The 25,337-nt window shown below is 35.3% G+C and carries 28 protein-coding genes and 2 other annotated features; of the genes, 11 read left to right on the top strand and 17 right to left on the bottom strand.

The window, feature by feature from the left end; translation table 11 throughout:
* Positions 1-54: 54 nt before the first annotated feature.
* Genes yhbY through RBB48_RS01725 form a run of 4 tightly spaced genes read right to left on the bottom strand, consistent with a single transcriptional unit; the run spans position 55 to position 2,834 of the window.
* Positions 55-357, bottom strand: coding sequence for a ribosome assembly RNA-binding protein YhbY (gene yhbY, locus RBB48_RS01740; protein ID WP_000955225.1), 303 nt, complete (start codon positions 355-357; stop codon positions 55-57).
* Between the two features lie 5 nt (positions 358-362).
* A complete protein-coding gene (gene aroE, locus RBB48_RS01735) occupies positions 363-1,196 on the bottom strand; it encodes a shikimate dehydrogenase (protein WP_000812092.1) in 834 nt (277 codons plus the stop codon).
* Positions 1,197-1,211: 15 nt separating this feature from the next.
* On the bottom strand, positions 1,212-2,318 hold the full coding sequence (gene yqeH / locus RBB48_RS01730) for a ribosome biogenesis GTPase YqeH (RefSeq protein WP_048541493.1): 1,107 nt from the start codon (positions 2,316-2,318) through the stop codon (positions 1,212-1,214).
* Between the two features lie 3 nt (positions 2,319-2,321).
* Positions 2,322-2,834 carry a YqeG family HAD IIIA-type phosphatase gene (locus RBB48_RS01725; protein WP_000765310.1) on the bottom strand — a complete coding sequence of 171 codons (513 nt, stop codon included), beginning with the start codon at positions 2,832-2,834 and terminating at the stop codon, positions 2,322-2,324.
* A gap of 247 nt (positions 2,835-3,081) precedes the next feature.
* On the opposite strand from RBB48_RS01725, the gene sda reads away from it, so the two are divergent.
* The gene (gene sda, locus RBB48_RS01720; RefSeq protein ID WP_000853283.1) at positions 3,082-3,237 is read left to right on the top strand and encodes a sporulation histidine kinase inhibitor Sda; all 156 of its coding nucleotides are present in this window, start codon (positions 3,082-3,084) and stop codon (positions 3,235-3,237) included.
* 148 nt (positions 3,238-3,385) lie between these two features.
* On the opposite strand, the gene RBB48_RS01715 is transcribed toward sda, so the two are convergent.
* Positions 3,386-4,174: a phosphatidylserine decarboxylase gene (locus tag RBB48_RS01715; protein WP_001255007.1), complete on the bottom strand. Its 789-nt coding sequence runs from the start codon at positions 4,172-4,174 to the stop codon at positions 3,386-3,388.
* A gap of 290 nt (positions 4,175-4,464) precedes the next feature.
* The gene (gene sigK, locus RBB48_RS01710) at positions 4,465-5,178 is read right to left on the bottom strand and encodes an RNA polymerase sporulation sigma factor SigK (protein WP_000051382.1); all 714 of its coding nucleotides are present in this window, start codon (positions 5,176-5,178) and stop codon (positions 4,465-4,467) included.
* 185 nt (positions 5,179-5,363) lie between these two features.
* On the opposite strand from sigK, the gene RBB48_RS01705 reads away from it, so the two are divergent.
* Complete coding sequence (locus RBB48_RS01705; RefSeq protein ID WP_306007341.1) at positions 5,364-6,230, top strand: hypothetical protein; 867 nt, start codon at positions 5,364-5,366, stop codon at positions 6,228-6,230.
* 58 nt (positions 6,231-6,288) lie between these two features.
* Here RBB48_RS01705 and RBB48_RS01700 read toward each other — a convergent pair whose 3' ends face one another.
* A complete protein-coding gene (locus RBB48_RS01700; RefSeq protein ID WP_088064438.1) occupies positions 6,289-7,788 on the bottom strand; it encodes a YcdB/YcdC domain-containing protein in 1,500 nt (499 codons plus the stop codon).
* Between the two features lie 90 nt (positions 7,789-7,878).
* A complete protein-coding gene (gene rpmG, locus RBB48_RS01695) occupies positions 7,879-8,028 on the bottom strand; it encodes a 50S ribosomal protein L33 (RefSeq protein ID WP_001265617.1) in 150 nt (49 codons plus the stop codon).
* Between the two features lie 338 nt (positions 8,029-8,366).
* Between rpmG and RBB48_RS01690 the strand changes: the two genes are divergently transcribed.
* The gene (locus tag RBB48_RS01690; RefSeq protein WP_000456212.1) at positions 8,367-9,017 is read left to right on the top strand and encodes a GTP pyrophosphokinase; all 651 of its coding nucleotides are present in this window, start codon (positions 8,367-8,369) and stop codon (positions 9,015-9,017) included.
* A gap of 75 nt (positions 9,018-9,092) precedes the next feature.
* On the opposite strand, the gene RBB48_RS01685 is transcribed toward RBB48_RS01690, so the two are convergent.
* Together RBB48_RS01685 and RBB48_RS01680 are read right to left on the bottom strand one after the other, a co-directional pair.
* Positions 9,093-9,560 carry a hypothetical protein gene (locus tag RBB48_RS01685; protein WP_088123422.1) on the bottom strand — a complete coding sequence of 156 codons (468 nt, stop codon included), beginning with the start codon at positions 9,558-9,560 and terminating at the stop codon, positions 9,093-9,095.
* Between the two features lie 55 nt (positions 9,561-9,615).
* Positions 9,616-11,001, bottom strand: coding sequence for an alkaline phosphatase (locus RBB48_RS01680; RefSeq protein ID WP_306007340.1), 1,386 nt, complete (start codon positions 10,999-11,001; stop codon positions 9,616-9,618).
* A gap of 261 nt (positions 11,002-11,262) precedes the next feature.
* Here RBB48_RS01680 and RBB48_RS01675 point away from each other — a divergent pair, with 261 nt between their 5' ends.
* Both RBB48_RS01675 and RBB48_RS01670 read left to right on the top strand, forming a co-directional pair.
* Positions 11,263-12,096 carry a GNAT family N-acetyltransferase gene (locus RBB48_RS01675; protein ID WP_306007339.1) on the top strand — a complete coding sequence of 278 codons (834 nt, stop codon included), beginning with the start codon at positions 11,263-11,265 and terminating at the stop codon, positions 12,094-12,096.
* Between the two features lie 15 nt (positions 12,097-12,111).
* On the top strand, positions 12,112-12,990 hold the full coding sequence (locus RBB48_RS01670) for an alpha/beta fold hydrolase (protein WP_088064441.1): 879 nt from the start codon (positions 12,112-12,114) through the stop codon (positions 12,988-12,990).
* A 41-nt stretch (positions 12,991-13,031) separates the two neighbouring features.
* Here the strand turns inward: RBB48_RS01670 and RBB48_RS01665 are convergent, their stop codons facing one another.
* From RBB48_RS01665 to RBB48_RS01655, 3 genes are all read right to left on the bottom strand, one after another.
* Entirely contained in the window at positions 13,032-13,532 is a 501-nt protein-coding gene (locus tag RBB48_RS01665; protein ID WP_000236605.1) for a DoxX family protein, read from the bottom strand.
* A gap of 259 nt (positions 13,533-13,791) precedes the next feature.
* Positions 13,792-14,328: a delta-aminolevulinic acid dehydratase gene (locus RBB48_RS01660; protein WP_088064443.1), complete on the bottom strand. Its 537-nt coding sequence runs from the start codon at positions 14,326-14,328 to the stop codon at positions 13,792-13,794.
* Between the two features lie 18 nt (positions 14,329-14,346).
* A complete protein-coding gene (locus RBB48_RS01655) occupies positions 14,347-14,949 on the bottom strand; it encodes a histidine phosphatase family protein (protein ID WP_097906801.1) in 603 nt (200 codons plus the stop codon).
* A 171-nt stretch (positions 14,950-15,120) separates the two neighbouring features.
* Between RBB48_RS01655 and RBB48_RS01650 the strand changes: the two genes are divergently transcribed.
* The gene (locus tag RBB48_RS01650) at positions 15,121-15,459 is read left to right on the top strand and encodes a hypothetical protein (protein WP_000871130.1); all 339 of its coding nucleotides are present in this window, start codon (positions 15,121-15,123) and stop codon (positions 15,457-15,459) included.
* Between the two features lie 69 nt (positions 15,460-15,528).
* A complete protein-coding gene (locus tag RBB48_RS01645) occupies positions 15,529-15,651 on the top strand; it encodes a DUF4023 domain-containing protein (protein ID WP_000071861.1) in 123 nt (40 codons plus the stop codon).
* 42 nt (positions 15,652-15,693) lie between these two features.
* On the opposite strand, the gene RBB48_RS01640 is transcribed toward RBB48_RS01645, so the two are convergent.
* On the bottom strand, positions 15,694-16,932 hold the full coding sequence (locus RBB48_RS01640) for a TolB family protein (RefSeq protein ID WP_097906799.1): 1,239 nt from the start codon (positions 16,930-16,932) through the stop codon (positions 15,694-15,696).
* 298 nt (positions 16,933-17,230) lie between these two features.
* Between RBB48_RS01640 and RBB48_RS01635 the strand changes: the two genes are divergently transcribed.
* The 3 genes from RBB48_RS01635 to RBB48_RS01625 all read left to right on the top strand — a co-directional run bounded on the left by RBB48_RS01635 (position 17,231) and on the right by RBB48_RS01625 (position 22,887).
* Entirely contained in the window at positions 17,231-19,978 is a 2,748-nt protein-coding gene (locus RBB48_RS01635; RefSeq protein WP_306007338.1) for a S8 family serine peptidase, read from the top strand.
* A gap of 188 nt (positions 19,979-20,166) precedes the next feature.
* Positions 20,167-20,396 (top strand) — a binding site (T-box leader).
* A gap of 51 nt (positions 20,397-20,447) precedes the next feature.
* Positions 20,448-20,675: a binding site (T-box leader), on the top strand.
* A 162-nt stretch (positions 20,676-20,837) separates the two neighbouring features.
* Entirely contained in the window at positions 20,838-22,592 is a 1,755-nt protein-coding gene (locus RBB48_RS01630) for an aromatic amino acid hydroxylase (RefSeq protein ID WP_088064447.1), read from the top strand.
* Entirely contained in the window at positions 22,573-22,887 is a 315-nt protein-coding gene (locus RBB48_RS01625; protein ID WP_087985280.1) for a 4a-hydroxytetrahydrobiopterin dehydratase, read from the top strand. The genes RBB48_RS01630 and RBB48_RS01625 overlap by 20 nt, the downstream gene beginning before the upstream one ends.
* Positions 22,888-22,904: 17 nt before the next feature.
* On the opposite strand, the gene RBB48_RS01620 is transcribed toward RBB48_RS01625, so the two are convergent.
* A complete protein-coding gene (locus RBB48_RS01620) occupies positions 22,905-23,762 on the bottom strand; it encodes a VOC family protein (RefSeq protein WP_306007337.1) in 858 nt (285 codons plus the stop codon).
* 22 nt (positions 23,763-23,784) lie between these two features.
* Positions 23,785-24,189 carry a DoxX family protein gene (locus tag RBB48_RS01615; protein ID WP_001071550.1) on the bottom strand — a complete coding sequence of 135 codons (405 nt, stop codon included), beginning with the start codon at positions 24,187-24,189 and terminating at the stop codon, positions 23,785-23,787.
* Positions 24,190-24,345: 156 nt separating this feature from the next.
* Between RBB48_RS01615 and RBB48_RS01610 the strand changes: the two genes are divergently transcribed.
* Positions 24,346-24,891, top strand: coding sequence for a helix-turn-helix domain-containing protein (locus tag RBB48_RS01610; protein WP_001020697.1), 546 nt, complete (start codon positions 24,346-24,348; stop codon positions 24,889-24,891).
* A 33-nt stretch (positions 24,892-24,924) separates the two neighbouring features.
* Here RBB48_RS01610 and RBB48_RS01605 read toward each other — a convergent pair whose 3' ends face one another.
* Entirely contained in the window at positions 24,925-25,302 is a 378-nt protein-coding gene (locus RBB48_RS01605) for a hotdog family protein (RefSeq protein ID WP_001101451.1), read from the bottom strand.
* Positions 25,303-25,337: the final 35 nt, after the last annotated feature.

Raw genomic sequence — 25,337 nt, 5'->3', positions numbered from 1 at the left:
CAATTGGTTTCGCTCTCTACATCATTACGCACTAACGTTAAAAAATAGCATATGCTATTCTTTTGATCGCGGAAGTTTAATTTGTTTATTTTCTCTAGATTCTTTGTATAAAACGATTGTACTTCCAATTACTTGAACGATTTCAGCACGTGCGCCTTTTGCAAGTTCTTCTGCAACTTCACGACGATCGAATTCACAGTTTTGTAGCACACTTACTTTAAATAGTTCACGAACTTCTAAAGTATCTGCGATTTGTTTAATCATATTTTCATTTACTCCGCCTTTTCCTACTTGAAAAATAGGTGTTAAATGATGTGCTTGTGCACGTAAAAATCTTTTTTGTTTTCCTGTTAACATATATGTTAGCCTCCAAGCTTTCTTATAACTAATTGTTTCATTCTATCGATATTCGGTACACGCCCTGTCCACATTTCAAATGCAAGCGCACCTTGATAAACAAACATATCAATACCATTTTGAATCATTGCACCTTGCTCTTTTGCCTCACATAAAATTTTCGTTTCAAATGGATTATAAATTATATCTGATACAATCGTCCCTTTTTTTAACGAAGAAATTTGTAATGGCGTATATTCGACGCGTGGATGCATACCTATTGTTGTCGTCTGAATGATAATATCATAATTTCCTTGTTCTTCTGTTGCTTTTTCTAACGATAAAGCAACAGAATTAACAGTAGCCGTACATGCAGCAATAAGTTCTTTCGCCTTATCTGCTGTACGATTAGCTACATCAATCTCTTTCACACCTACATCAGCAAGAGAAAAATAAATAGCTCGACTAGCACCACCTGCGCCAAGCAATAAAATACGTTTCTCCTGAAGTGGTTCACTACTAATTGACTGCAGCGCTCGGACAAAACCAATTCCATCTGTATTGTAGCCAATCAATTTTCCATCCTTATGAACCACTGTATTTACTGCACCAATTTGTTTTGCTAGCGGGTCAATCTCATCCAAATAATCCATAATAGCAACTTTGTGCGGCGTTGTTACATTAAATCCTGAAATACCTAATGCTTTTAAACCTCTTACTGCTTCCCCTAGCACTTCCTCTTTAACAAGAAATGCATGATAATGGGCATCCATATTCAAGTGTTCAAATGCATCGTTATGCATAACAGGCGATAATGAATGTCCAATTGGATTTCCGATTACACCATATAATTGTTTCATAAATCCCTCTCCATATTAAATTAAAGATTTACGTAGCGAAACACTTACTCCTTTTGGTACGTGTGCAACAATTTTTGCTCCCGGTTCGTTTACCGTAACCCATCCTAATCCAGAGAATACAACATCCGTTTTTGGTTCACGAATATTAAATTCGTATTTCACTAACTCTGGCATATTTTCTAATTCTTCTGGTGTTGGCGGGCTTAGTAAATCCCCAGCATGATTTTTATACAATTCATCTGCTTTCTCAAGCTTTGTACGATGGATTGTTAAACGATTCGAGAAGTGACAAGTAAATGCACGACGACCACCACTTACATAATCAAAACGTGCCAATCCACTGAAGAATAATGTTTGTTCTTCATTTAATTGGAACACCATTGGCTTAATTTCTTTTGTTGGTGTAATAAGCTTTAAGCTTTCTTTTCCAACATAATGAGCCATTTGATGGTGGTTAATAATACCTGGCGTATCATATAAAGAAGATTCTTCGTCTAACGGAATATCAATTAAATCAAGTGTTGTTCCTGGGAAATGAGATGTTGTAATTACATTTTCAGTCTCATCACTAAATTCTTTAATCATACGATTAATAAATGTTGATTTTCCTACATTCGTACATCCAACAACGTAAACATCTTTTCCGCCGCGGTAATACTCAATAGCATCTGCCAGCTCAGCAATCCCTTGCCCTTTCGCTGCACTAATTAAAAAGACATCTTCTGGCTTTAATCCTAGCTGCTTTGCACTATAGCGCATCCAATGCTTTACTTTATCATGTTTTACTGACTTAGGAATTAAATCAGCTTTATTTCCAACAAGTAATACTTTATTATTTCCCACGAAACGATGTAGGCCAGGTAACCAGCTACCATTAAAATCAAAAATATCTACAATTTTAACTACTAGCGCATCCGATTTTCCAATTCCATTTAGAATACGTAGGAAGTCATCATCTGTTAATGATACATCTTGAATTTCGTTATAATGTTTCAAGCGAAAACAGCGTTGACAAATTACTTGTTCTTTCTCTAAAGATGAGGTAGGAGCATATCCCACTTCGTTTTTATCTTCTGTTTGAATTTCTACACCGCAACCAATACATTTAATTGTTTCAGTCAAACTTTATTCCTCCCAGTTAATTAAACCTTTTTTCTTCATATTTCTCATAATTCTTCGTTCAATTTTTCGATTAAAGCGCGTTACTAATCCGTCCGTTTGTGCTACCGGTACAACTAAAATTGTATGAAGTCCCACTCGGTTTCCACCTAAAACATCCGTTAGTAACTGATCTCCAATTACTACAACTTCATCTGGTTGTAAACGCATCTCTTGTATCGCACGCTTAAACGCGCGAACAAATGGTTTACGCGCACTATGAATAAATGGAATACCTAATGGATCAGCAAAGTCTTTCACACGTTGCTCATTATTATTTGAAACGACCGTTACTTGAATACCTTGCTCTTTCATTTTCAAAAACCATTCTTCAAGTTGTGGCGTTGCATTTGGACGATCCCATTCAATTAACGTGTTATCTAAATCAGTAATGACACCTTTAATTCCACGTTTTTTCAAATCTTCTGGTTGAACATGATATACATTTTTCACATATTCATTTGGTAAAAATAGCTTCAATTTCTTTCACCTCTTTGAGGAGTTTTCATAAAAATTTTTCGACAACATATTTCGATATATGACCTGTGGATAAAATTGTACACATTTTCCACATTAATTTTTCAGCTAATTTGGAATTTACTAACAATCTATACACATTTTATCCACCTAGGTATGTGGATAACCACTCGTTTGTGACTGTCATATTTTTTTGGTACATTAAATGCAACAACGAATCAATCCTTAAATTATTAGGAGGTGACTCACCTTGAAAACAAAATATATGGAACAGTTGTCTACTGAGTTACTCACTGAGTCTTATTATAAAGCAAAAGAACTAAAATTAAATCCCGACTTCATTTTACTTATAAAACAAGAAATGATTAGACGCTCATTAGAGGACAAGCTTGTCAAATCGTCTTGATTACATATAAAGTGAAATTTTAATGAGCTAACTTGTAAAAAGAGCCATCCTGCGATGGCTCTCGAATAAACAAGTACTCCCATCTAGGGAATTTCATCATTAAGCATCTTTGTCCATAACTCTTGCTTACAGTTATAAAATGTTTTCTTTACTTATGAGCCGAACGAGTAGCAATTTTTTCACCAAGACGAAGCTCTTGTCCACTCTTCAATTCCTGCACTACTTCTATCATATCTTTTTCAAACAATAACACAACTGTTGAGCCAAATGTAAAGTATGCCATTTCTTCACCTTTTTGAACAGTGTCTCTTTCATGCAACAGCTCAATACTATTAACAAACATAGCTCCTACTTTTACAAGTGCCATATGCTCACCGTCACTATTTACTTCTGTAACAGAGCGATAATTTTTTGACAATGGCTCTTTCCCATATTCCATACCAGCTGCATTTACCGGATATGACTTTCTACCAAGTACAAACCTTTCAGTCACAGAACCAGAAAGCGGACTATGAATACGATGATAATGACTTGGGCTTAAATAAATAACCATGTATGTACCACCTGCATATCGCTTTGCACGTTCTTCATTACCTAGCATATCCACGATTGAATAACGCTTACCTTTAATATCAAATGTTTTTGTGTCCTCAATAGGACCGTGATCAGCAAAAACACCATCAACAGGACTAACGATACTCGATGCATCTGTATCAACACTACGCTTTCCTTCTTTTAGCTTACGCGTAAATAATTCATGCAATGTTCTATATTCCTTCAAACCCTTTTCCATCTCATCTTGGTTAATTTGAAAAACTTTCGCATACGATGGAATAATGATAGAGCTCAAACGAGATTGTGCAAATTTACGTAATATATAAGAAGTAAAACGACCATTTGTAAGTTCGATCATAAGTCGATATAATGTACGTCGCAAATTGCGAAACCTCCTAATCAGTCTATAACTTTAGCTTCCCCTTCTTTTCCTTCTATATCATATGTAAAATTGGTTCTTATTCCCACATATCATATAGAACTGTCTCATTATACATGCGGAAAACTAAGTATGGTATTATTCTTAAATTGTTTAGCACCCTCTAATATTACAGATAGAATCCGTCATTTTCAACAGTGAACATAGATTTCTTCTGAACACAACTCTTTTTCTTTCCTTATTTACAAAAAGAAAAGCAGCCCATTTTAAAATATGGCTGCTTGCAATGTACATTATTCTTTCGCTTTTTTCTCTTTCTCAGCTCTTACAAATTCATGGAACATTTTCATTAAAGCGCGCTTTTCAATTCTTGATACGTAGCTTCTGGAAATACCAAGTGCCTTCGCAATCTCTCGTTGCGTTTTCTCCTTATCAAGCCCCAGTCCAAAACGCTTCACGATTACTTCTTTCTCTCGTTCGTCTAAAATATCGATATACTCTTTAATCTTTTCTAACTCCATACTAAGCTGAATCATATCAATTACATCTTCAGACTCTGATTTTAATATATCGATAAGCGATATTTCATTCCCCTCTTTATCTTGCCCGATTGGATCATGAAGTGAAACGTCTTTTTTCGTTTTTTTCAGTACACGTAAATGCATTAAAATTTCATTTTCAATACAGCGTGCTGCATACGTCGCAAGTTTTGTGCCTTTTCCTGCCGAATAGCTCTCGATCGCTTTAATGAGCCCAATTGTACCAATTGAAATTAAATCTTCTGCATCTTCCCCTGTGTTTTCAAATTTTTTAACGATATGAGCTACAAGCCGTAAATTATGTTCAATTAACAGATTTCTCGCTTGAGCATCACCTTGCTCCATTAACTCTAAGTACTTTCTCTCATCGTCTGATGATAACGGCTGCGGAAACGCATTATTCTTCACATAAGAAACAAAGACAAACACTTCTCGAACCATATATCCAATTGCGGCGAATAGACTCAAACCTTTCACCTCCGCCAAAATAGTGGTCTTTACTATGTGTATGTGGGCGTGAGGTTGTTTGTGTCTGTACTAAGCAAATATGGAACCCTTAACTTATTGGAGAACTAAATGAACCCTATCGTTTGAATTGTATTTTCGTTATATTATAATTTACAAAGTGCGAAAAATTAGAAAGAGGTGTTTTCATGCCATACTCAACTGTAAAAATCAGAAACTCTATCGTACTCATTTTATCACTCTTCCTACTTTCAGCCTGTGAACAACAAAATACAAATACACAAACTGATAACAACAAAAAGGAAACTGTGACAACAAAAGATAATACAAACACCGAAAACAAGAACAAACCCGAAGAACAGGAAAAAGCTAAAAATCAAACAAAAACTAAAAACCAAGCAATGCCTGAAGATCCAGTAAAACCTGAAGAACAGACAAAAATTAAAGAAAAACAAGACAACGCTGCAAATATAAACATAACAGCAAGCAAGGCTAAAGAAATCCTCATCCGAAAATTCGGAACATTAGATAAAAATGAAGTTACATACAATCTTCTACCTAGTGAAAGCTCGGCAAAAAATAAAATTAATAATAAACTGGGTACTGATTACTATACTTTCACGCCTCAATTTGATAATTATCGTGCTGATTTCACCTTTTCTGTTCATAAACAAACAGGAGAAATTATTGTTAATGGGAGTGACGGTAGCACATTAACTGAATCAGAATTTAAAAATACACAAGAAAATCAACAAGTTAATAAACAAACTGGGAAACAATCGAATGAACCAATAGACAAACCCGCCGATATTACTACATTCACAAGTGAGGATGCCATAAAAATCTTAGAAAAAACGATGGGACCTCAAACAGCTCAACTACACTATGGCGCCACAACTGAACCTATCGGAATAATCAACGGAATTAAACTATACGATGTTTTCTATGCACGTGGAGAGGGCGAGCGCCAACGCGTTTACAACTTTGCAGTAGGTTCGGATGGAAATATATATGATTGGTATGAAGCTCAAAAAGGCGTACTTAAAATCCACTAATATCTCTTATTCATATAACTAAAAGCCAATCGAGATTCTCGATTGGCTTTTCATAAAACTATTCACTCCAAATCTTTTCCCCCGTATGCGCATCAATATAACGAATTTCTCGACTACAATCAAAGGATTCTTTATAATTTTCATCCGTCGTTTGTTTATACAGTAGTTCGTAGTTCGTTTCCTCTACGTCATTTTCTAAAAACCATTCTAAATTAACTCGCATGGCCCCTCTGTATATTGCTAACGCTTTTTCCTTTTTTACTTTTGGTGTTGTTTCGTATGTAAGCAATTCTTTTATAAGGTTGCTAGACTCTCCGGAATAATGCACCACAGCCCCATTTCCCGCATTGATATTAACCATAAATTGCTTATACTCTGCCGGAATGCCATTCACATATACGGAAAAGGTAAATCTTTCAATCCCATCTTCTGCTTCTTCACGTTCTTCCCAAAGACGTAGATATTGTGTGACATCTGGAATAACTTGTTCCAAAAATTGAAGTGCTTTTTGTAAACATTCCTCTCTAGGAAATATTTGCTTTACTTCTTTATCGTCTGTCAGTTTTATAAAACCAGTTAATTCATTGGTAGATTTATCAACCGTAATGCCAATTAAATTATTATATTTTAACATCGGTAAATGCTTTTTAAAGAATTCATTCATTAAATATGGATTCTTTTCTTCTTTCTGTTTTTGTAATTCCTCTTTCGGAACAAATTTCATTCTTATTTCATCATCATTTTCCGTCTCAGCTACTTTTGTAAAATTTTCTTTATTCCATTCAAACAAATCGAATATATCGTCTGGCCGGCTACCTTTTTTCGGTTTTTCAACAGCTACAGTTGAAGGCAATTTATAATGATCGGGCCCAAATAAATCTTTACCTGTACTTGCATTAATAAACGTATGACTAGGTTCTGGTTCATATACAAGATGATTCCCTGTTACTTCTTCTCCATTTTCATACTCACATGAAGAATGTGTTAAATCTACAAATACAAGTCTCATATCTTGTCTAGCTTTTAAATTCTCTAAAACGACGTTCTCCTCAACAAATTCACTTGGCCATAACGGTTTTTTCTCGATAGCTTTTTGTCCATTATAACGAAAATGCACAACATTCCCTGAAGGATGAACTCGCACAACACACCCTGTATTCGGCAATGGATAGCCATTTACTTCTTGCATATAATTTACTTCTTTCCGACCACGCCTGTCGTCCTTAACCGTTACATATGTATAAAATTCATATCCTTCTTTTGTATATTTTTTTAAGAATGCATTTGCAATCTCTCTTGCTTTATTCTCTCCTATCGCTTCCTTACCACTCGAACTCGAAAAATATTTTTTATCATCTATACTAAATTCGATTAAATTACCAGTATGTCTATTCAGCGTAATTTGTATCGTTCTCTCCTCATCCTCTTTATGTTCCCACCATAATAGATGATATGGGTCATCCACACCTTCTTGATCATCTACGACAAGCCTATAATCATCTGAAATGTCAATAATATGAGCCACTTGCCCTTTTCCTTCTTTATCTTTTTGATTCATCATACCTCTCCTTCATTACAATTTAAGGTAATTATAACAAATAAAACTAAATGGCTATAAACAAAAAAGACTAGAGATATCTCTAGTCTTCTACTTCGTCTCACGATGTAGCGTTACTCGCTTTAATCGTGGACAATATTTTTTTAGTTCGATGCGCTCTGGATTGTTTCGTTTATTTTTTTTAGAAATATAATTACGATCACCGCACTCTGTACAAGCCAATGTAATATTTACACGCATATGTAATTCTCCTTTCTTTCAAAGATCGCAAACTAAAACGTAATGATTACGATTTATATGTTATATAAGTTTATTCTATTTGTCAATTACAAAAAAAAGACAAAAATCTGAAACAATTAGTTCATACGAAATTCACACGAATCTATTACTATAAGAATTGTACATAGTGAATTTATTAACAATCACGTTTATTCATATAGAATCTTACTCGAAAGGAGTTGAAAGTATGAAAACTAAATATCGTTTTATGATCTCCTCATTTGCTGCTTGCGCTTATATGCTTTGGTATTTAGTATAATAACAACCTCACTTGTAAATAGGAAAAGGTGTGTATATAAATGGAATATAATCAATCAACAGTTAACTACTGGAAAGCTTTTGTACTACCATATACATTTGCTTTAGAAGAGTTAAAAACTAAATTTGAAATTATGAACCGGGAAGCTCAATTTTTAGAGGATTACAACCCGTTTGAACATATAAAAACAAGATTAAAACAACCTGAAAGTATTATTAAAAAACTTGAACGTAAAAATTTATTACCGACAGTTGAGAATGCGCAAACACATTTACAAGATATCATCGGCATTCGTATTACATGTTGCTTCGTAGAAGATATTTATCATTTAAAAGAAGTCATTCAAAAGCGTGAGGATATGGAAATCATAGAAGTAAAAGATTATATCGCTAATCCAAAGGGCAACGGATATAAAAGTTTACACATGATCATTAAGTATCCTTTATCACTGAATTCTGGTACAAAAGATGTATTTGCAGAAATCCAGTTACGTACACTTGCTATGGACTTTTGGGCAAGTTTAGAACATAAACTTTATTATAAATATGAGGGGAAAATACCTGAGTATTTAAAAGATGAACTACATGATGCAGCAATGAAAGCTGAAGATCTTGATAATAAAATGGCAACAATTCGCCAAGATATTGATGATATCGAAGCATGTTCAAATCAAATTCTATTACCACTATAAAAAGGTTCTCTCCAATGAGAACCTTTTTTATTTCGCTATTTACGGGCAGTAAGACTCCCTGATTAAAGTTTCACTTTATTTCTTCCCTATCGTGCGAACCTCTTCAATTTTCCAGCCATCTTCTTCTTTTCCAAGCGCATACTGTACATTTTTCTGAAGAGTGACCTCCCCATCTATTTCCTTTTCCTTTGTTTCAACTACAACATACCCTGCTTTACTAGCTTTCATGTCTATATGTTCCAATTCAATTTTCTTATTTCCCTTTTGAAAAGCGGCTTCTTTTTGTGTTTTTAAATCTTCAGCACTAGGCATCTTCTTTGAGAATAACTCCATATGTTCAGCAAGATTTTTTTCATTTGTCGTCCGTACAAATTTCTCCATAACATCTTGAATCGATTTCTCTTCTTCTTTCGTTATTTGTACCTTTTCCTCAGTTTTTATAATAGTAGATTTTTGTTCTATATGATTCTCCTTGGATTGACACCCGACTAGCAATACTACAACTATTAGAAGGGATCCTATTCCCATGAAAAAAGCCTTCATCTTTCCCATCTCCTAAAAAGAAAAGTGAGGCATTTCGCCTCACTTTCATTTATAATTAGCGTCTTCCTTTATTCGGATCGCCACCACCAACAATATCAAAGACACGTTTAGCGATATTTGTATTCTCTTGAACGCCAGAGAACAAGTATTTACCTGGGCCAAATGCATATACGTTTACATCTTCCCCTGTATGTCCACCTGTCGTCCATCCTGTAACCGAACACTTATTGAAAATATCCTCAATCGCATTATCAATCTTTGTGACATCTTTTGAAGGAGCTATATCATTTACCGCTTTAATTTCTTCTGGTGTTAACTGTAAATCAATATATTTTTTCAATGTTTCTTCTACATTTGCACCTTTTGCAATCTCATTTGCCATGAAGTCTGGTGTGCGTTTTGCAGCTTTAATTGGATCTACTTTAAAGTTATACTCACCATTCGCACCTAAAGATAATCCGCCAGTAGCGTGGTCTGCCGTTGCAACGACTAACGTATTTTTATCTTTTTTCGCAAACTCAATCGCTGCTTTAAATGCTTTTTCAAAGTCTTCCATTTCACTCATTGCACCTACGATATCATTATCGTGTCCAGCCCAGTCGATTTGACTTCCTTCAACCATTAAGAAGAAACCATTTTTATTTTTGTTCAAACGCTCAATTGCTGCATTTGTCATTTCTTCTAATGAAGGTGTTTTATCGGTACGGTCAATCATTTTATCTAAACCGCCTGATGCAAATAAACCTAGAATTTGATCGTTTTTATCATTTAACAATTGATTTCGATCTGTTACGTAGCTATAACCAGATTTCTTGAATTCTTCTGTAAGATTGCGATCTTTTCTAACAAAGTTATTTACACCGCCGCCAAGCATAACGTCTACTTTATGCTTCCCTTTAATTTTCTCATCAAAATAATCATTTGCAATTGCGTCCATATTTTTACGACTAATGTCATGCGCACCGAAAGCCGCTGGTGTTGCATGTGTAATTTCAGAAGTAGCAACGAGTCCCGTTGATTTCCCTTTTTCTTTCGCTTGTTCAAGAACAGTTTTCACTTCTGCTTTATCATTATCAACTGCAATTGCTGCATTATATGTTTTAACTCCTGCTGACATAGCTGTTGCTGCAGATGCAGAGTCTGTAATATTTTCATGTTCATCTTCCGGATATGTCTTTTGCGTTCCTACAAGATGCTTATCAAATTCTGTAGATTCCATCTCAAAAGTTTTTGGATTATCTTTCATATAACGGTGAGCCGTCATATATGAAGGTCCCATACCATCCCCAATTAACACAATAACATTTTTAATCTTTGCATTGCTTCCGCTCTCATCTGCATTCACTTCACTAGAACGTGTAAAATTCCATGTTGCCACCGAAGTAACTGCTAACGACGCCACAACTGCAAATGGCCATGCTTTTTTCACAAACTTTTTCACTGTCTTGTCCCCCTAATTAGGTTATTCATTTCCCACTATCAAATTTAATAGAAGACTATTAAGAGAAAATTAGTTATATGTAAATTTTTTGTTAACTTATGTAAATATCAGTTATAATTTGTATAAGTTTGTCTGTTCGTATCAACCTTCTTCCCCTTTACAATTAAAATATAAACAAGTTGGATTTCATGTAACGTAAATCTCTTATTTAACATTTTCAATCTACTTTTATGAAAATTAATAGAAATGTGGGGCCTATTTATGAAAACAATAAAGCTAGATGAATCTTTTATTTTTGATTTACTCGACCTTTGTAAAGCTATTGGATGGTTACAAGATAAAGAATTTATGAAAAAACAATTCGAAATGTATCTTTCTCTCGGCACACTTATCGGTTATATGCATGAAAATAAACTGATTGCAGCTGGAGGAGTATTTCCTTTTAAAGATAGTTTTTCTACTATTGGCATGTTAATCGTCCATCCTAATTTTCAAGGCCAAGGCATCGGACGTATTTTGCTAAATTGTTGCTTAGAACACACTCATCCAAAACAACCAATTGTACTTATTGCAACAAAAGCTGGCGAGCCTCTTTATACATCATGCGAATTTCAAACAGTAACGACGATTCATCGTTTTGAAAAACAAACTACTAAGACACATATTGCTCATACACAACAAGTAAAAGAACAAGATCTTGTCTCACTTATTTTTCTCGATCAAATTACAACTGGAGCTAATCGTTCCTTACTTTACTCATCGCTATTACCAAGAGCCATACACTCTTTTAAAATTGAGAGAAATAACTGTATAGAAGCTTTTTCCTTATGTATACAAAAAGGTAATATATTATGCGTCACTCCACTTATCGCAAAACAAGAGAAGGATGCTATTCAATTATTCAAGAGAATCTGTGAATGTTGGAATGGCACAGTAAGAATTGATGTCCCACATTCACAATTTTCATTTCGTAAATTTCTTCAAACAGAAAATTTCCAAGAAACGCTCCTTTCACCTCTTATGATGAAAAATGGTAGCCAACTTCCTGGAAATCGTAATATGCTATTTGCTATGATAGACACAGCGTTATGTTAGAAAGGGGACACCTAATTGAAGCGATTTAGCTATTTTATGGTAGGTTGTCTTACTCTTACACTATTAGTAGGATGTAGTGCAGCAGAAAAGCCAGTAGAGCAAGTAAAACAAGTGAAAAATACACTTACAGCGAAACTAGCTACCGAGGAAAAAATGGTAGAAATAGATGGTCAAACCATTTACTTTAAAAAGATTGGTAATGAAAAACCACCTTTACTTATGATCCATGGATTTGGAGGATCGTCAGATGGTTTTCAAAAGATTTACTCAGACTTAGCAAAAGATCATACAATTATTTCTGTAGATGCTTTAGGATTCGGGCGCTCATCTAAGCCAATGGATTTTTACTATTCTTTCCCAACCCATGCAAATTTGTATTATAAATTAATGAAAAAACTAGGTTATGATTCGTTTGCAATACTAGGACACTCAATGGGCGGAGAAATTTCTCTTAATTTAACCTATTTATATCCTGAAGCCGTTACCCACCTTATTTTAACTGATGCTACAGGCGGTCCTCATACATTCGTTAATAAACAAGGTTCACCAAAACCACAGTTGTCGACTGATTTAAATACTGTTTCTACTATTGCAGATTATGATGAAAACAAAGTTAAATCCAAGCGTAATGATGAAGAGCATTACAATAAAATGAAATTATGGCCTAGACGTCTTCAAATCAATGCAAATGAAATTAAACAACCAACCTTAATTATATGGGGAAGAAATGATAGTAGCGTTTCTTGGAAAGAAGGAGAAACGTATCATCAATTCTTAAAAAATAGTACTTTCCATATTATCGAAAAAGGTTATCATGCACCATTTCGTCAAGAGCCACAAGAATTTGTAGGTTATGTAAAAGAATTCTTTAAGAACAATAAAGTTGAAAAATAACATAAGCGGGTATCTCATTTTGAGATACCCGCTTTCATATATTAAGCAGCTTGCTTTTGGCGCTTTTGAGTTTTTGATCCTAATACTTTCGGAATAACGAAACCATCTATTCCAAATTTACCAGCATTCATACCAGAGACTAGAACGAACATTGATAGGATAACCATTTCAGGATTTACACCAATTGACCCACTAAGCATATAGGAAAAGTTCATTACAAGACCGAAAAAGACCGCTGTTTTTGTTAAACAGCCTACAATTAAACCAATTCCGACTAAAATTTCTCCCCACGTTACAAGTGTATTAAATAGATCAACGTTTGGAATTGCGAAATCTTGTAAAAATGATGCCCACCAAGATTGAACAGCCGGTTGTGCTCCTTTAGATTTTTCAATTGCACCTTGTAAATAACCAGTTGCATCAAACCCTTTTCCTTGTAGTTTACCGATTCCAGCCATTAACCATGTATAACCAAGATACACTCGAATTACTGCCAACACAAAAGAAACTGCTTTGTTTTCTCTTAAAAATTGAATAACCATATCTTCCTCCTAAAGTTGTAATTAAGTTAGTTACAGATAATATAATATCATTAGTTACTTATTTTTAAAATGTTAATCATGAATAATTTGTGACATACATAAAAAACATTAAATACTAATATATAGTAACTTCTATTACCTGTAAAAACTTGAACATATCATACCATAGGTGATAATCATTTTCATTGAAGAAAATGTAAAAAAAATGTGAGTTAAGTGTGAAACGCATTTATTCAAATATAGAATAAATGCGTTTTCACTATTTATAGAATTGAAATGTACGTGTCTCCTCATCGATTAATTTCGCCTCTTGAAAAGCATCTTCTAACGTTTTTTCATGGCTAATAAGCCCATAAAATAAGCGTATTGTAAACATAAGTGCTGCATTCCCATCTACATAATCTATCGATCCAATATACGATTTCGCCCCACTATGTAAGAAAGATTCTGCTAGTTTTCGCTCCCCTAACGTACACCCGCTATTTACAATATGTGTATTATGCAATTTTGCATATTTATAAATTTCTGCTGCACCAAAGTATCCCCTCGGTTCATCTTGTTCATATATATCTTCACCTAACTCTTCCATGACAAACTTTCCTTCCTCACCATGAAAGCAAAAAATAACATAATTGATATCATTATATAAACCCTTTCCAGAAAGAATATTAATGAACTCTCTCGGTCTACCAATCCAGTATGTTACAACTTTTGCCCCAAAATATTCAAGCGATGCTCGGATTGATTGCGCCTCTAAATCCGAATTAAAACCAACTACTAATGCAACATTCAACATACACCCTCCATCCTATAATTAGATCTCATCAATCAGACTTTTAAAAGATACATCCATTTCATATATACCTGTTTCTTGCAAAAAATCAGATCTAGTTAAAACGACTTTCTGTACATATTGCCTATACGCTGTAATTGTCCCGTCGTGAGATACAATGCAAATTCTTTCAGCGCCTAGCTCATAGCACCAAAGAAGAAATTCATCTACTATTTGCTGAAAACGATTCTCTGAAATAGTATTTATACCTTCCGTCCATAACTGCTTATTTGTACTTTTCTCTATCGAAAAATGTGGAAATAAATCTGTTATCATTCCCTGATCTACTATGTAATCACATGGTAATGTTTTCGCTCCTTCTCGATAAGGAAAAATACGTGGGGATACATATGGATGGACGATTTTTTGACAAGCTACTTTCGCACTCCATATTGCCGCTGTTTGTAAAGTTCTACGTGTAGGACTAACAATTAATATATCCGTTTCTTGTAATGGCACATTGCATTGAAGTAATTTAGCCTGATTCTTTCCCTCATCCGTTAATGGCGGATGAAGCACTTGTAAACTTGACGGCAAATCCTTTGTATGTTCACCTTCTCCGTGCCGAACAAAGACAAGCTTCATATCCAGCCTCCTCTCTCTATGAAATCCTCTTACATATTTCTTCCCTATCTCATTCTTTATTCCTGCTATATGAAAAACTGGTATGTAAAAAACATTTGACACAATTAATTGAAAAACATTACAATTATAATATGTAAAATACTTTTTACAAGAGAGAGGTGAATCACAAATATGAAATGGATTATCGCCTTTATCGGAATGATCATATGGGGATACATAAATGGATTTTTTAATAGTGATAAAACTGCTAATCCTTGGATTACAGATGATGAACGTGAAACAAAAATTAAACAGAAAGCAATTATTGCAAGCTGGTCTGGTGTTTTCATGTTTTGTATCATTAACCTCTTAAACAAATGGTTAGGTTTAGGAACGAGTAATACATCACCTTACTTACCATCTTCTGTCGCAACTATTTTAAAAGAAAATGTAGAGTTACAAGTTTTACTTATGCTATTTATTACGTATGGCATATTTTACGTATACTATCGAAGAAAATTAAGCGCTTAACTTTTATCTCATGATTATCCTCCTAAATGGTTATAGTAATTAGGACGAAATGAAAGGAGCGATATAAAAATGAGTAACTCGAATGACTTTTTAGATACACTACATGAAAAACAAGCAAAAGATGAACAAAATAGAAAGCGTCAGGGAAACGGAAACCCCGCGAAAAAAAAGCCAAATAAAACACATAAATAACAATAAAAAACCTGCCTAAAATTATCTTTTAGGCAGGTTTTTTTATTCTTCTTTCACCGAGATAACATTTTCCCAGTTCCATTTCTCATAATACCATTCTGGTACATCTATATTTTCAATCCACTTCTTTTCCTGTTTTCCATCACTACTGGAAAGCCATACATTGGCTTTCTTACGGTCTGAACGTATCCATATTAATTGATTGTTCTTCTTCATAAAGATGGGATGATAGTCACCTTGCTTATGGGGTGGCTTTGTGATTTGATGTTGTTCGTCGCTTGTACTATCGATCTCATATAAGGATGGCAGTGGCCTTTTTTCTGGCGGAGTTTCTATCCCTGCCTCTTTTGCTCGTGAAACGATCATTACTTTATCGTTCTTCCATACAAAATCCCAATCGACATATCCTTTCGGCGTAAAGGTGTTCTGCTGAAGTGCTGGCAGCTCTTTTACTTTTAAATGTTTATTCTCTAACGCAACTCTTCCGCTTCCTTCAATATAAGCTAAAATATTCTTGGATGGCGCCCATTTGAACCATTGCGTGTTTAATAACATTTGATCTACCTTTTCAAAGCGACTGCCATCTGCTCGAACTAAGCAAAGCGTATTACTATCAGCTGACCACGAAGCTGTCGGTACCGCTAAAAATGAAATCCACCTTTGATCCGGTGACCACTCAAACCCACTTGCAACTAGCGCTAGAAAATCATCATGTTCATTTGGTAATGCATACAAATGCTTCATTTTGTGAGGATTCATATGTGCATCTTTTTGCACTTCATATAGCTGAGCTCCTGTCCATCCTGTTGGAAGTAAGTGTGCTTCAGAAGATACAAGAAACTTCTTTCCATCAGGGTACCATGCATAATCACCTACACCAGCTGACACATTTTCAAAATCTGTATTCTTATTTTTGACATCAAACGTATTTAATGTATTTGCAAATACAAATGCAATTATATTCTCTTTCGGTGACCATTGATAATTCGATACTTCAGATTGCAATGGCCTAACTTTCTTTCCATCTTCCAGTTGGTACAACTCCAAGGTGTTTTGCTTCTTTCCTTTAGCATAGGCAAGCCATTCTCCATCATGGGACCATTTTGGCCCTGTTATGTACTCACCTTTTGTTATTTGTTTTTCTTTCCCATCAATTTTAATCCAAAGGTCATGATGACGAATAAAAGCAACCTTCACCCCATTATGTTCCGCACTAGTACTAAAAATTGAAGATAAAAAAATAAACAAAACCACACTACTACTCACGATAATTTTTTTCATACGTCCCTCCATTTTTCTTATAGCATTCCTCATATTCCGCTTACTATATGCTAATTTCGCTCCATATTAATTGCACAATTGTTGTGGATTTATACACAGTAAGGATGTGCTTCCCCCCACTGTGTATGAGCCATTCGACATAATTCCAAAAATTTCCCAAGAAATTTTTAATTCAAAGAGGATTGGTATGAATTATGTCGAAAGTATAGTTTAGCCAACATTCGATTTTATATTTCAGAACAAAAATGTAAGATAACTTTTCTCAATATTGGCACTTTTTTTATTAGGGGGAGTTTCAATGAACAAAACTACATCTGCACTATTAAGTATGGCGCTTGTCTTTTCTAGTTTTGGAGCTTTAAGCGCGCATGCTGAATCGCTGCAAAAGGAGAAGCAATTTAGTCCACAGTTAAAAGCGAATATTGAGCAATGGGGAGAAAACAAAATCGCGCAAAATGTTGAAACAAAAACATCAAAAGAAATTTCAGTCATTGTAGAATTGCAACATGCTCCGCTCGCTTCACAAAGTAACATTCAGCATGCTCCAGATTTAAAAAATGGAAATGTGCAATCATACCATGCACAACTAAAAAAGGCGCAAGAGGATACAACAAAGAAAATTAAAGAAAAAGCACCAAAAGCAAAGATAAAAGAAACGTATAGTACGTTATTTTCTGGATTCTCTATTTCTATCCCAGGAGATCAAGTTGCAGCTTTAGCTTCTTTACCCGAAGTAAAAGCTGTTTATCCGAACTTAACATATAAATTGCATGAAACAGCAAAAAGCGCTACTAAAGAAGAAGCGCCAAATATTGGCGGACCGACAATCGGTGCACCTGAAGCATGGAATTTAAAAGATCCATCTGGCAAACCGCTTGATGGAAAAGGTATGAAAGTCGCTATTATTGATTCTGGCGTAGACTATACACACCCCGACTTACAAGCAAACTATATCGGTGGATACGATACAGTCGATGAAGATATCGATCCGATGGATGGTAACGTACACGGTACTCATGTAGCTGGTATTATTGCTGGTAACGGAAAAATTAAAGGCGTTGCTCCAAATGCGTCTATTCTAGCCTATCGTGTAATGAATGATAGCGGTACTGGTACGACCGAAGATATTCTTCAAGGTATTGAGCGCGCTATTCAAGATGGTGCAGATGTTTTAAATCTATCTCTCGGTCAAGATTTGAATGTCCCTGATCAACCTGTAACAATGACGTTAGAACGCGCAGCAAAACTTGGTGTTACTGCAGTCGTTTCAAATGGAAATGATGGACCAAAACCTTGGTCTGTTGATGCTCCTGGTAACGCAAGTAGTGTCATCTCTGTTGGCGCATCGACTGTTTCTATTCCATTCCCAACATTCCAAGTAGCTGGTTCTAATAAATCTTACCAAGGATTACCGTTATCAAAAGCAGATTTCCAAGTAGGAAACGATGCTCAGCTTGTCTATGTTGGCTACGGTAATTCAAGCGATTACGCTAAACAAGATGTGAAAGGTAAGTTCGCCCTTGTTTTACAAGGAACTTCGAGCACGTTAGTAAAGGCAGAACAAGCGAAACAAGCTGGAGCTATCGGGGTGCTACTAATTTCTAATGAAAAAGAAATTAATATTATGCCTGAATATTTTGGCCGTGAAGAGATAGCTCTTCCAGTTATGCAACTATCAAGTACAAATGGCGAAGAATTGAAAAATTTAATTACAAAAAGAAAGAAAAATATAAAGATTGGACAACCGAACAAAACAGAACTTATTGGTAACTTCAGCTCAAGAGGACCATCACAAGGAAGTTGGCTCATAAAACCTGATGTTGTTGCACCTGGCGTACAAATTACTAGTACGGTACCAAGGGGTGGCTATGAATCTCACAACGGAACAAGTATGGCTGCGCCACAAGTAGCAGGAGCTGTTGCCTTACTACGTCAAATGCATCCTGATTGGACGACAGAACAATTGAAATCTGCTCTTGCCAACACTGCAAAAACATTAAAAGATGTCAATGAAAATACATATCCTGTTATGGCACAAGGATCAGGTTTAATTAACATTCCGAAAGCAGCTCAAACGGATGCGTTAGTAAAACCGAACAATGTAAGTTTCGGTCTTATTAAACCGAATAGCGGCAAAGTGAAACTAACACAAAATATTACGTTACAAAATCTTTCTAGCAAAAAGAAAAACTTTTCAACTCGTATTGAATTACTAGATACAAAAACAAAAATCCAAACTTCTTTCCCTTCTTCTATTAGTATGAAACCGAATAGTAATATTGAAAAACCTTTTACTATTACTGTAGATAGCTCCTTACCGCAAGGCGTATATACAGGGAATCTGTATGTAAAAGAGCAAGGGAAAACTGAAGAAATGCGTATTCCATTTACATTTAGTATCGATCCGAAAGAATACAAGCGTATTGATGGCCTTGAAATCGTTAATTCTACTTTCAGTCCAAATAATGACAAAATATTAGATGACAACCTAATCAATTACTATTTAGTTACACCAGTTGAAGATATAGCGTTTCATGCCAATTTAATCACGAAAGACCGTGTGACATATCAAGGCACGGTATATCAAGGTAAAAATGAAACACCAGGTTATAAATCTTTCAAATGGAATGGTACAAAAACTGATGGATCTCCTCTACCTGATGGCTTATACCAAATCGAAGCTGTCGCTTCTACCTCGGGTGGAGAAACAAAGCAAACAGGAGCTGTATTTATCGACCGAACAGCCCCTAAGTTAACACACGAAATTGATCAAGAAAATCTTGTTATTAGAGGGAAAGTTGACGATATCCTACTAGATTGGATGACAGAATCTGGTTGGGTTGCACCTGGTATTCCAGTGAGAATGCAATATGAAATTAACGGCAATGGTGTGTGGGAAAGTGCGTTCCTGAATCCTTGGGAGAAAAGTTACGACATTTATTTCGATCGTAACCAATTACAAGAAGGAAAAAATACTATTCATATTGTAGCAACTGATGCAGCTGGAAATACATCTAATTTAAATGTTGATTTAGAAGTGAAATAAAGTGAAACTTTAATCAGCCCTCACCAATCGGACGTTTACGGACAGTAAAGCTTCCATCTAACTTCTTTGCTCCGGCCGAATTTTGAGGTAGGAGTTTTACCGCCCACAAATAGCGAGATAAAATTATTGTTGACAATCTTTTAAAAATAGTTTTATAATACGAAACATAGTTTAGTTGAACGAATTATATATCGGCTTTGAAGGAATACTAGTAGCGACTTATATCCCTGTCTCAGAGAACTGATGGTTGGTGCGAATCAGTACATATACAAGCGTGAATTACAATTCTGGAGCTTCTTTCCCGTAGTGCACATAATGCATGAAGAGAAAGACGGATCTTTCCGTTATCTTAAAGTGAGTGGTAAACAATTTTTCTGTTTACAATTAGGGTGGTACCGCGATTTTTATCGTCCCTATCGGATTTTCCGATAGGGGCTTTTTTGCGTCCGTCCCTTTTGCACAATTTCATATATACGCGTTGAAAGAATCGCAGTAATATCTTATATCCCTGTTACAGAGAGCTAATGGTCGGTGGAAATTAGCACATATATAAATATGAATTACAATTCTGGAGCTTCTTTTTCGTAGTGCTTGTACGCATGAAGGAAAAGACGGAGTTTTTCCGTTATCATTAATTGAGATGTAAGTATTTTTTCACTTACAAATAGGGTGGTACCGCGATTCTTTCGCCCCTATCGGATTTTCTGATAGGGGCTTTTTCTATTTCTCACAGAAACAAATGTTAAATAATTCCGAATCTTATGATAAAATTTTATAAGCGCTTACAATTTTGAAAGGTGGTGGTTCCAGCTATACCCAACCAATATTCAATTTTATAGAAAACAAGGAGGATGTCTAAATGACAAAGAAAACAGAAATTCCATCGCATTTAAAACCATTCGTATCCACGCAGCATTATGATCAATATACACCGGTGAATCACGCTGTTTGGCGTTACATTATGAGACAAAATCATAGTTTCTTAAAAGACGTTGCTCATCCAGCCTATGTGAACGGACTACAATCATCTGGTATAAATATAGATGCAATTCCAAAGGTAGAAGAAATGAATGACTGTTTAGCACCAAGCGGATGGGGAGCTGTAACAATTGATGGACTTATTCCCGGCGTAGCATTCTTTGATTTCCAAGGACACGGATTACTACCAATCGCAACAGATATTCGCAAAGTAGAAAATATCGAGTATACACCAGCTCCAGATATCGTACACGAAGCAGCAGGACACGCACCTATTTTACTGGATCCTACATATGCGAAGTATGTGAAACGCTTTGGACAAATTGGTGCGAAAGCTTTCTCCACAAAAGAAGAACATGATGCTTTTGAAGCTGTTCGTACATTAACAATCGTAAAAGAAAGCCCTACTTCTACTCCTGACGAAGTTGCCGCTGCTGAAAATACTGTAATTGAAAAACAAAAATTAGTTTCTGGTTTATCAGAAGCTGAACAAATTTCACGTCTTTTCTGGTGGACAGTAGAATATGGGTTAATCGGAAATATAGATGCTCCAAAAATATATGGTGCTGGTCTCCTTTCTTCTGTTGGCGAAAGCAAACATTGCTTAACGGACGCTGTAGAAAAGGTTCCATTCTCTATCGAGGCATGTACAGGTACAACTTATGACGTAACAAAAATGCAACCACAACTATTTGTTTGTGAATCATTTGAAGAGCTGACTGAAGCACTAGAGACATTTGCTGAAACGATGGCCTTTAAAACAGGTGGAAAGGAAGGTTTAGAAAAAGCGATTCGCTCTGAAAACTATGCAACTGCTGAACTAACTAGTGGATTACAGATTACAGGTACATTCAGCGAGACAATTGAAAACGATGCAGGTAAAGTGATTTACATGCGAACAAATTCACCAACTGCATTAGCAATTCATAATAAACAACTAGCGAATCATTCTACATCTATACACAGTGACGGCTTTGGAACACCAATTGGATTACTCACTGAAAATATTGCATTAGAAAATTGTACAGATGAACAACTACAATCATTAGGAATTACAATTGGAAATATTGCTGAGTTTACTTTTGCAAGTGGTATTCATGTAAAAGGAAAAGTAACAGATATTATAAAAAACGATAAGAAAATTGCTCTTATTTCCTTTATCGATTGCACAGTTACTTATAACGCCCGCGTATTATTTGATGCTTCATGGGGCGCATTTGATATGGCTGTTGGCTCACAAATCATTTCAGTATTCCCAGGAGCAGCAGATGCAGCATCATTTTTCCCAATTGATGAAGAAACAGAGGAAACTCCAGCACCTCTTGCATTAACTGAGCTGGATCGTATGTATCAAACAGTTCGTGATATTCGAGGTGGAGGTATTTTACACGACGCACATGTCGATCAATTAGTAGCAATTCAAGAGGTATTAAATAAATTTTATCTGAAAGAATGGCTGCTTCGCCTTGAAATATTAGAATTACTTTTAGAGCATAACAAAGGACACGAAACATCAGCAGCATTATTACAACAACTTTCTACTTTCACAACTGACGAAGCTGTAACACGCCTTATTAACAATGGTCTTGCACTACTGCATGTAAAGGATGTGAAAAATGATGCTACGATTAACTGAAGAAGAAGTTCAAGGGGAATTATTAAAGGTGGATAAATGGATGATAAAAGATGAAAAATGGATTGAACGAAAATATATGTTTTCCGACTACTTAAAAGGAGTCGAATTTGTCTCTGAAGCCGCCAAACTATCAGAAGAGCGTAATCACCATCCATTTATCCTTATCCAGTATAAAGCAGTCATTATTACTTTGTCATCTTGGAATGCAAAAGGTTTAACGAAACTAGATTTTGAGCTTGCAAAGCAGTTTAATGAACTATTTTTACAAAACGAAAAAGCAATTATAAGAAAGTAAAAAAAGAGAAGCCTTTTTTAGGCTTCTCCTTTAATTTTGAAATGGATACAATGTCCAAATGGATCTTGGGCTTGTAATATTCCATCTTTGTACGTAGCAATCTTGCCAATATTTTTTAAGCTTTCACATACTTGCTCTTTTTGTTTTTCATCTGCTAGTACAATTGTGAAATATTTCAAGCCAACAGAATTTGGCATTTGCGGCGGTATTCCTTCACCTTGCCACGTATTTAAACCGATATGGTGATGATAGCCACCTGCCGATACGAACAACGCGCCATTACGAGCTGGGATTGTTACTTCAAAACCAAGACCATCCACATAGAAACGTTTCGCTTCTTCCAAATCAGCTACATGGAAATGAATATGCCCCATCACAGTACCAGCTGGAAAACCATTCCACGCAATTCCTTGCTGCAATAATTCTTCACCAGCTAACGGGTTACTAACAAATGGTAGTTCTCCATTCTCATCACGCCAAACTTCTTTTTGGCGATCATGATAAACTTCAATCCCGTTTCCATCTGGATCAGCTAAATAGAGGGCCTCACTAAAGTAATGGTCGGCTCCGCCGTGCAGTGGATATACCATTTCTACAAGATGACGAAGAATATTCGCTAAATCCTGTCTACGTGGTAGTAAAATTGCGTAATGATATAACCCCGTTCTCCCTCTTTGCTTTGGTAAAGCTTCTTTCTTTTCTTCAATGATAAGGAGTGGTTCGTTATTTTCATTCCCAAATGTAACGACCATTTCATCTTCTTTTAGTACTTTCATACTTAGTACTTCTGTATAAAACTCTAGTGATTTCTTTATATTTGATACATATAAATGAACAACATCAAGTGTTGTATCGGGATGAAGTTGAAAACTCATCTTGTTAGCCCCCCCATTTAATTTAGTTCTTCTTTGACATTTTCTCTTTTAAGAAATTATCTACAAAACCGTCTGCTTTCGCAACAAATAAGTACGCACCCATTGCTAACAATGCAAGTTCTAATTCGAAGCCAGGATTTTTTCCATCCCCTAATAAACCAGCTGACCATTTTACTTTTACAATTGCTCCAACCATTACAAGTGCAAATAATAATCCAATATATCTTACACCTAAACCTAGAATTAACAATATACCACCAACTACTTCCGCTGTTGCTACACCGTATGCAAGACCTCCTGGTAAACCAATGCTTGTAAACCACCCTGCAATATTGTCAATCCCCGATTGGAATTTTGTTAAACCGTGCATAAAGAATGTTACCCCTAACACGATACGAATAATTAAGTTACCGATATGTTGATTCATTTCATTCTCTCCTTTATAATTTTCTTATACAAAACTTTTATTTACATTACAAAACATACACTAATTTTTTTTATTCGTCAATTCATTTTCACTGGGAAAAAATATATTTTTTTTGCTATGATACAAATAGTTGTTTACAAAAAGGAGCTTGATTTTATGAATATTGGTTCTGCAATACGTGAAATTCGTCAACGTAGAGGCATAACAATCGCACAAATTTGTGAGGGAACAGGTCTTTCTAAAGGATTTATGAGTCAGGTTGAAAATAATAAAACATCACCATCTATCTCAACTTTAGAAACAATCTCCAATTTTTTAAACGTTCCCCTTCCCTATTTATTATTAGAACAAAAAGATCGGTTGAAAGTTGTCAAAAAGGTAGAGCGTAAATACAGTGTATACGGAAAAGATGAACAAAGAATTGAACATGTTGCAGAGCAAGGTGGCCTCCGCCTAAACCTCGTGGAAATTCCTGCTGGGTTTCCGAAAGAAAATATACCAAATGCCCATGAAGGGGAAGAATGTCACCTTGTATTACGCGGAAAACTAGAAGTTCAACATGGAGAAGATATTGCAATAGTAGAAGAAGGTGATTCTTTCTCCTGGAATGCATGTGTTCCTCATATCGTTCGTAATATAGGGGAAGAAACTGCATTATTACTCATCTCTAGTCATGCAGAAAATCGAAAACGTGTTTATTAAATAAAAAAGAAGCCTGTAAATCAGGCTTCTTTTTTATCCCCTTATAACGCCATAACTTGTTCCAACTAGTACAGTCTTTTCATGTTGATTGCGATAAACTGACTCGATTGAAACCTTTTTATATCCTTCCATCTGTTCAATATTTGTTAAAGTTAATTCACAAGTGATCGTATCTCCTGTAAAAACCGGTCTAATAAACTCACTTACTAATTCTCTTGCTATGTAATGTAATTCTTCTCCTACTTTCGTTCCAATACTAGCAGTTAATAAACCATGAACCATTAAACGTCCTTTTTCATCATATTCCATATGATGCCTACCTTTATCTCCTGTAATATTTGCAAATTCAAAAACCTCTTCCTCAGTAAATCTTCTTTCGTATTTAAATACATCCCCAACTTTTACATTCATTTTTATCCCCCGTTTAATAAACAGAATTTTCTTTT

The sequence above is a fragment of the Bacillus sp. MMSF_3353 genome (genome assembly GCF_030733445.1).
Lineage (GTDB): Bacteria > Bacillota > Bacilli > Bacillales > Bacillaceae_G > Bacillus_A > Bacillus_A wiedmannii.
Note: the sequence above shows the minus strand (reverse complement) of the source record. Positions and strands in the feature narration are given on the sequence as shown.

Coding starts and splice junctions, on each gene's coding strand:
- yhbY (WP_000955225.1), bottom strand. CDS start 357: ATGTTAACAGGAAAACAAAAAAGATTTTTACGTGCACAAGCACATCAT.
- aroE (WP_000812092.1), bottom strand. CDS start 1,196: ATGAAACAATTATATGGTGTAATCGGAAATCCAATTGGACATTCATTA.
- RBB48_RS01705 (WP_306007341.1), top strand. CDS start 5,364: ATGCCATACTCAACTGTAAAAATCAGAAACTCTATCGTACTCATTTTA.
- RBB48_RS01700 (WP_088064438.1), bottom strand. CDS start 7,788: ATGAATCAAAAAGATAAAGAAGGAAAAGGGCAAGTGGCTCATATTATT.
- rpmG (WP_001265617.1), bottom strand. CDS start 8,028: ATGCGTGTAAATATTACATTGGCTTGTACAGAGTGCGGTGATCGTAAT.
- RBB48_RS01690 (WP_000456212.1), top strand. CDS start 8,367: ATGGAATATAATCAATCAACAGTTAACTACTGGAAAGCTTTTGTACTA.
- RBB48_RS01685 (WP_088123422.1), bottom strand. CDS start 9,560: ATGAAGGCTTTTTTCATGGGAATAGGATCCCTTCTAATAGTTGTAGTA.
- RBB48_RS01675 (WP_306007339.1), top strand. CDS start 11,263: ATGAAAACAATAAAGCTAGATGAATCTTTTATTTTTGATTTACTCGAC.
- RBB48_RS01665 (WP_000236605.1), bottom strand. CDS start 13,532: ATGGTTATTCAATTTTTAAGAGAAAACAAAGCAGTTTCTTTTGTGTTG.
- RBB48_RS01660 (WP_088064443.1), bottom strand. CDS start 14,328: ATGTTGAATGTTGCATTAGTAGTTGGTTTTAATTCGGATTTAGAGGCG.
- RBB48_RS01655 (WP_097906801.1), bottom strand. CDS start 14,949: ATGAAGCTTGTCTTTGTTCGGCACGGAGAAGGTGAACATACAAAGGAT.
- RBB48_RS01650 (WP_000871130.1), top strand. CDS start 15,121: ATGAAATGGATTATCGCCTTTATCGGAATGATCATATGGGGATACATA.
- RBB48_RS01645 (WP_000071861.1), top strand. CDS start 15,529: ATGAGTAACTCGAATGACTTTTTAGATACACTACATGAAAAACAAGCA.
- RBB48_RS01640 (WP_097906799.1), bottom strand. CDS start 16,932: ATGAAAAAAATTATCGTGAGTAGTAGTGTGGTTTTGTTTATTTTTTTA.
- RBB48_RS01635 (WP_306007338.1), top strand. CDS start 17,231: ATGAACAAAACTACATCTGCACTATTAAGTATGGCGCTTGTCTTTTCT.
- RBB48_RS01630 (WP_088064447.1), top strand. CDS start 20,838: ATGACAAAGAAAACAGAAATTCCATCGCATTTAAAACCATTCGTATCC.
- RBB48_RS01625 (WP_087985280.1), top strand. CDS start 22,573: ATGATGCTACGATTAACTGAAGAAGAAGTTCAAGGGGAATTATTAAAG.
- RBB48_RS01620 (WP_306007337.1), bottom strand. CDS start 23,762: ATGAGTTTTCAACTTCATCCCGATACAACACTTGATGTTGTTCATTTA.
- RBB48_RS01615 (WP_001071550.1), bottom strand. CDS start 24,189: ATGAATCAACATATCGGTAACTTAATTATTCGTATCGTGTTAGGGGTA.
- RBB48_RS01610 (WP_001020697.1), top strand. CDS start 24,346: ATGAATATTGGTTCTGCAATACGTGAAATTCGTCAACGTAGAGGCATA.
- RBB48_RS01605 (WP_001101451.1), bottom strand. CDS start 25,302: ATGAATGTAAAAGTTGGGGATGTATTTAAATACGAAAGAAGATTTACT.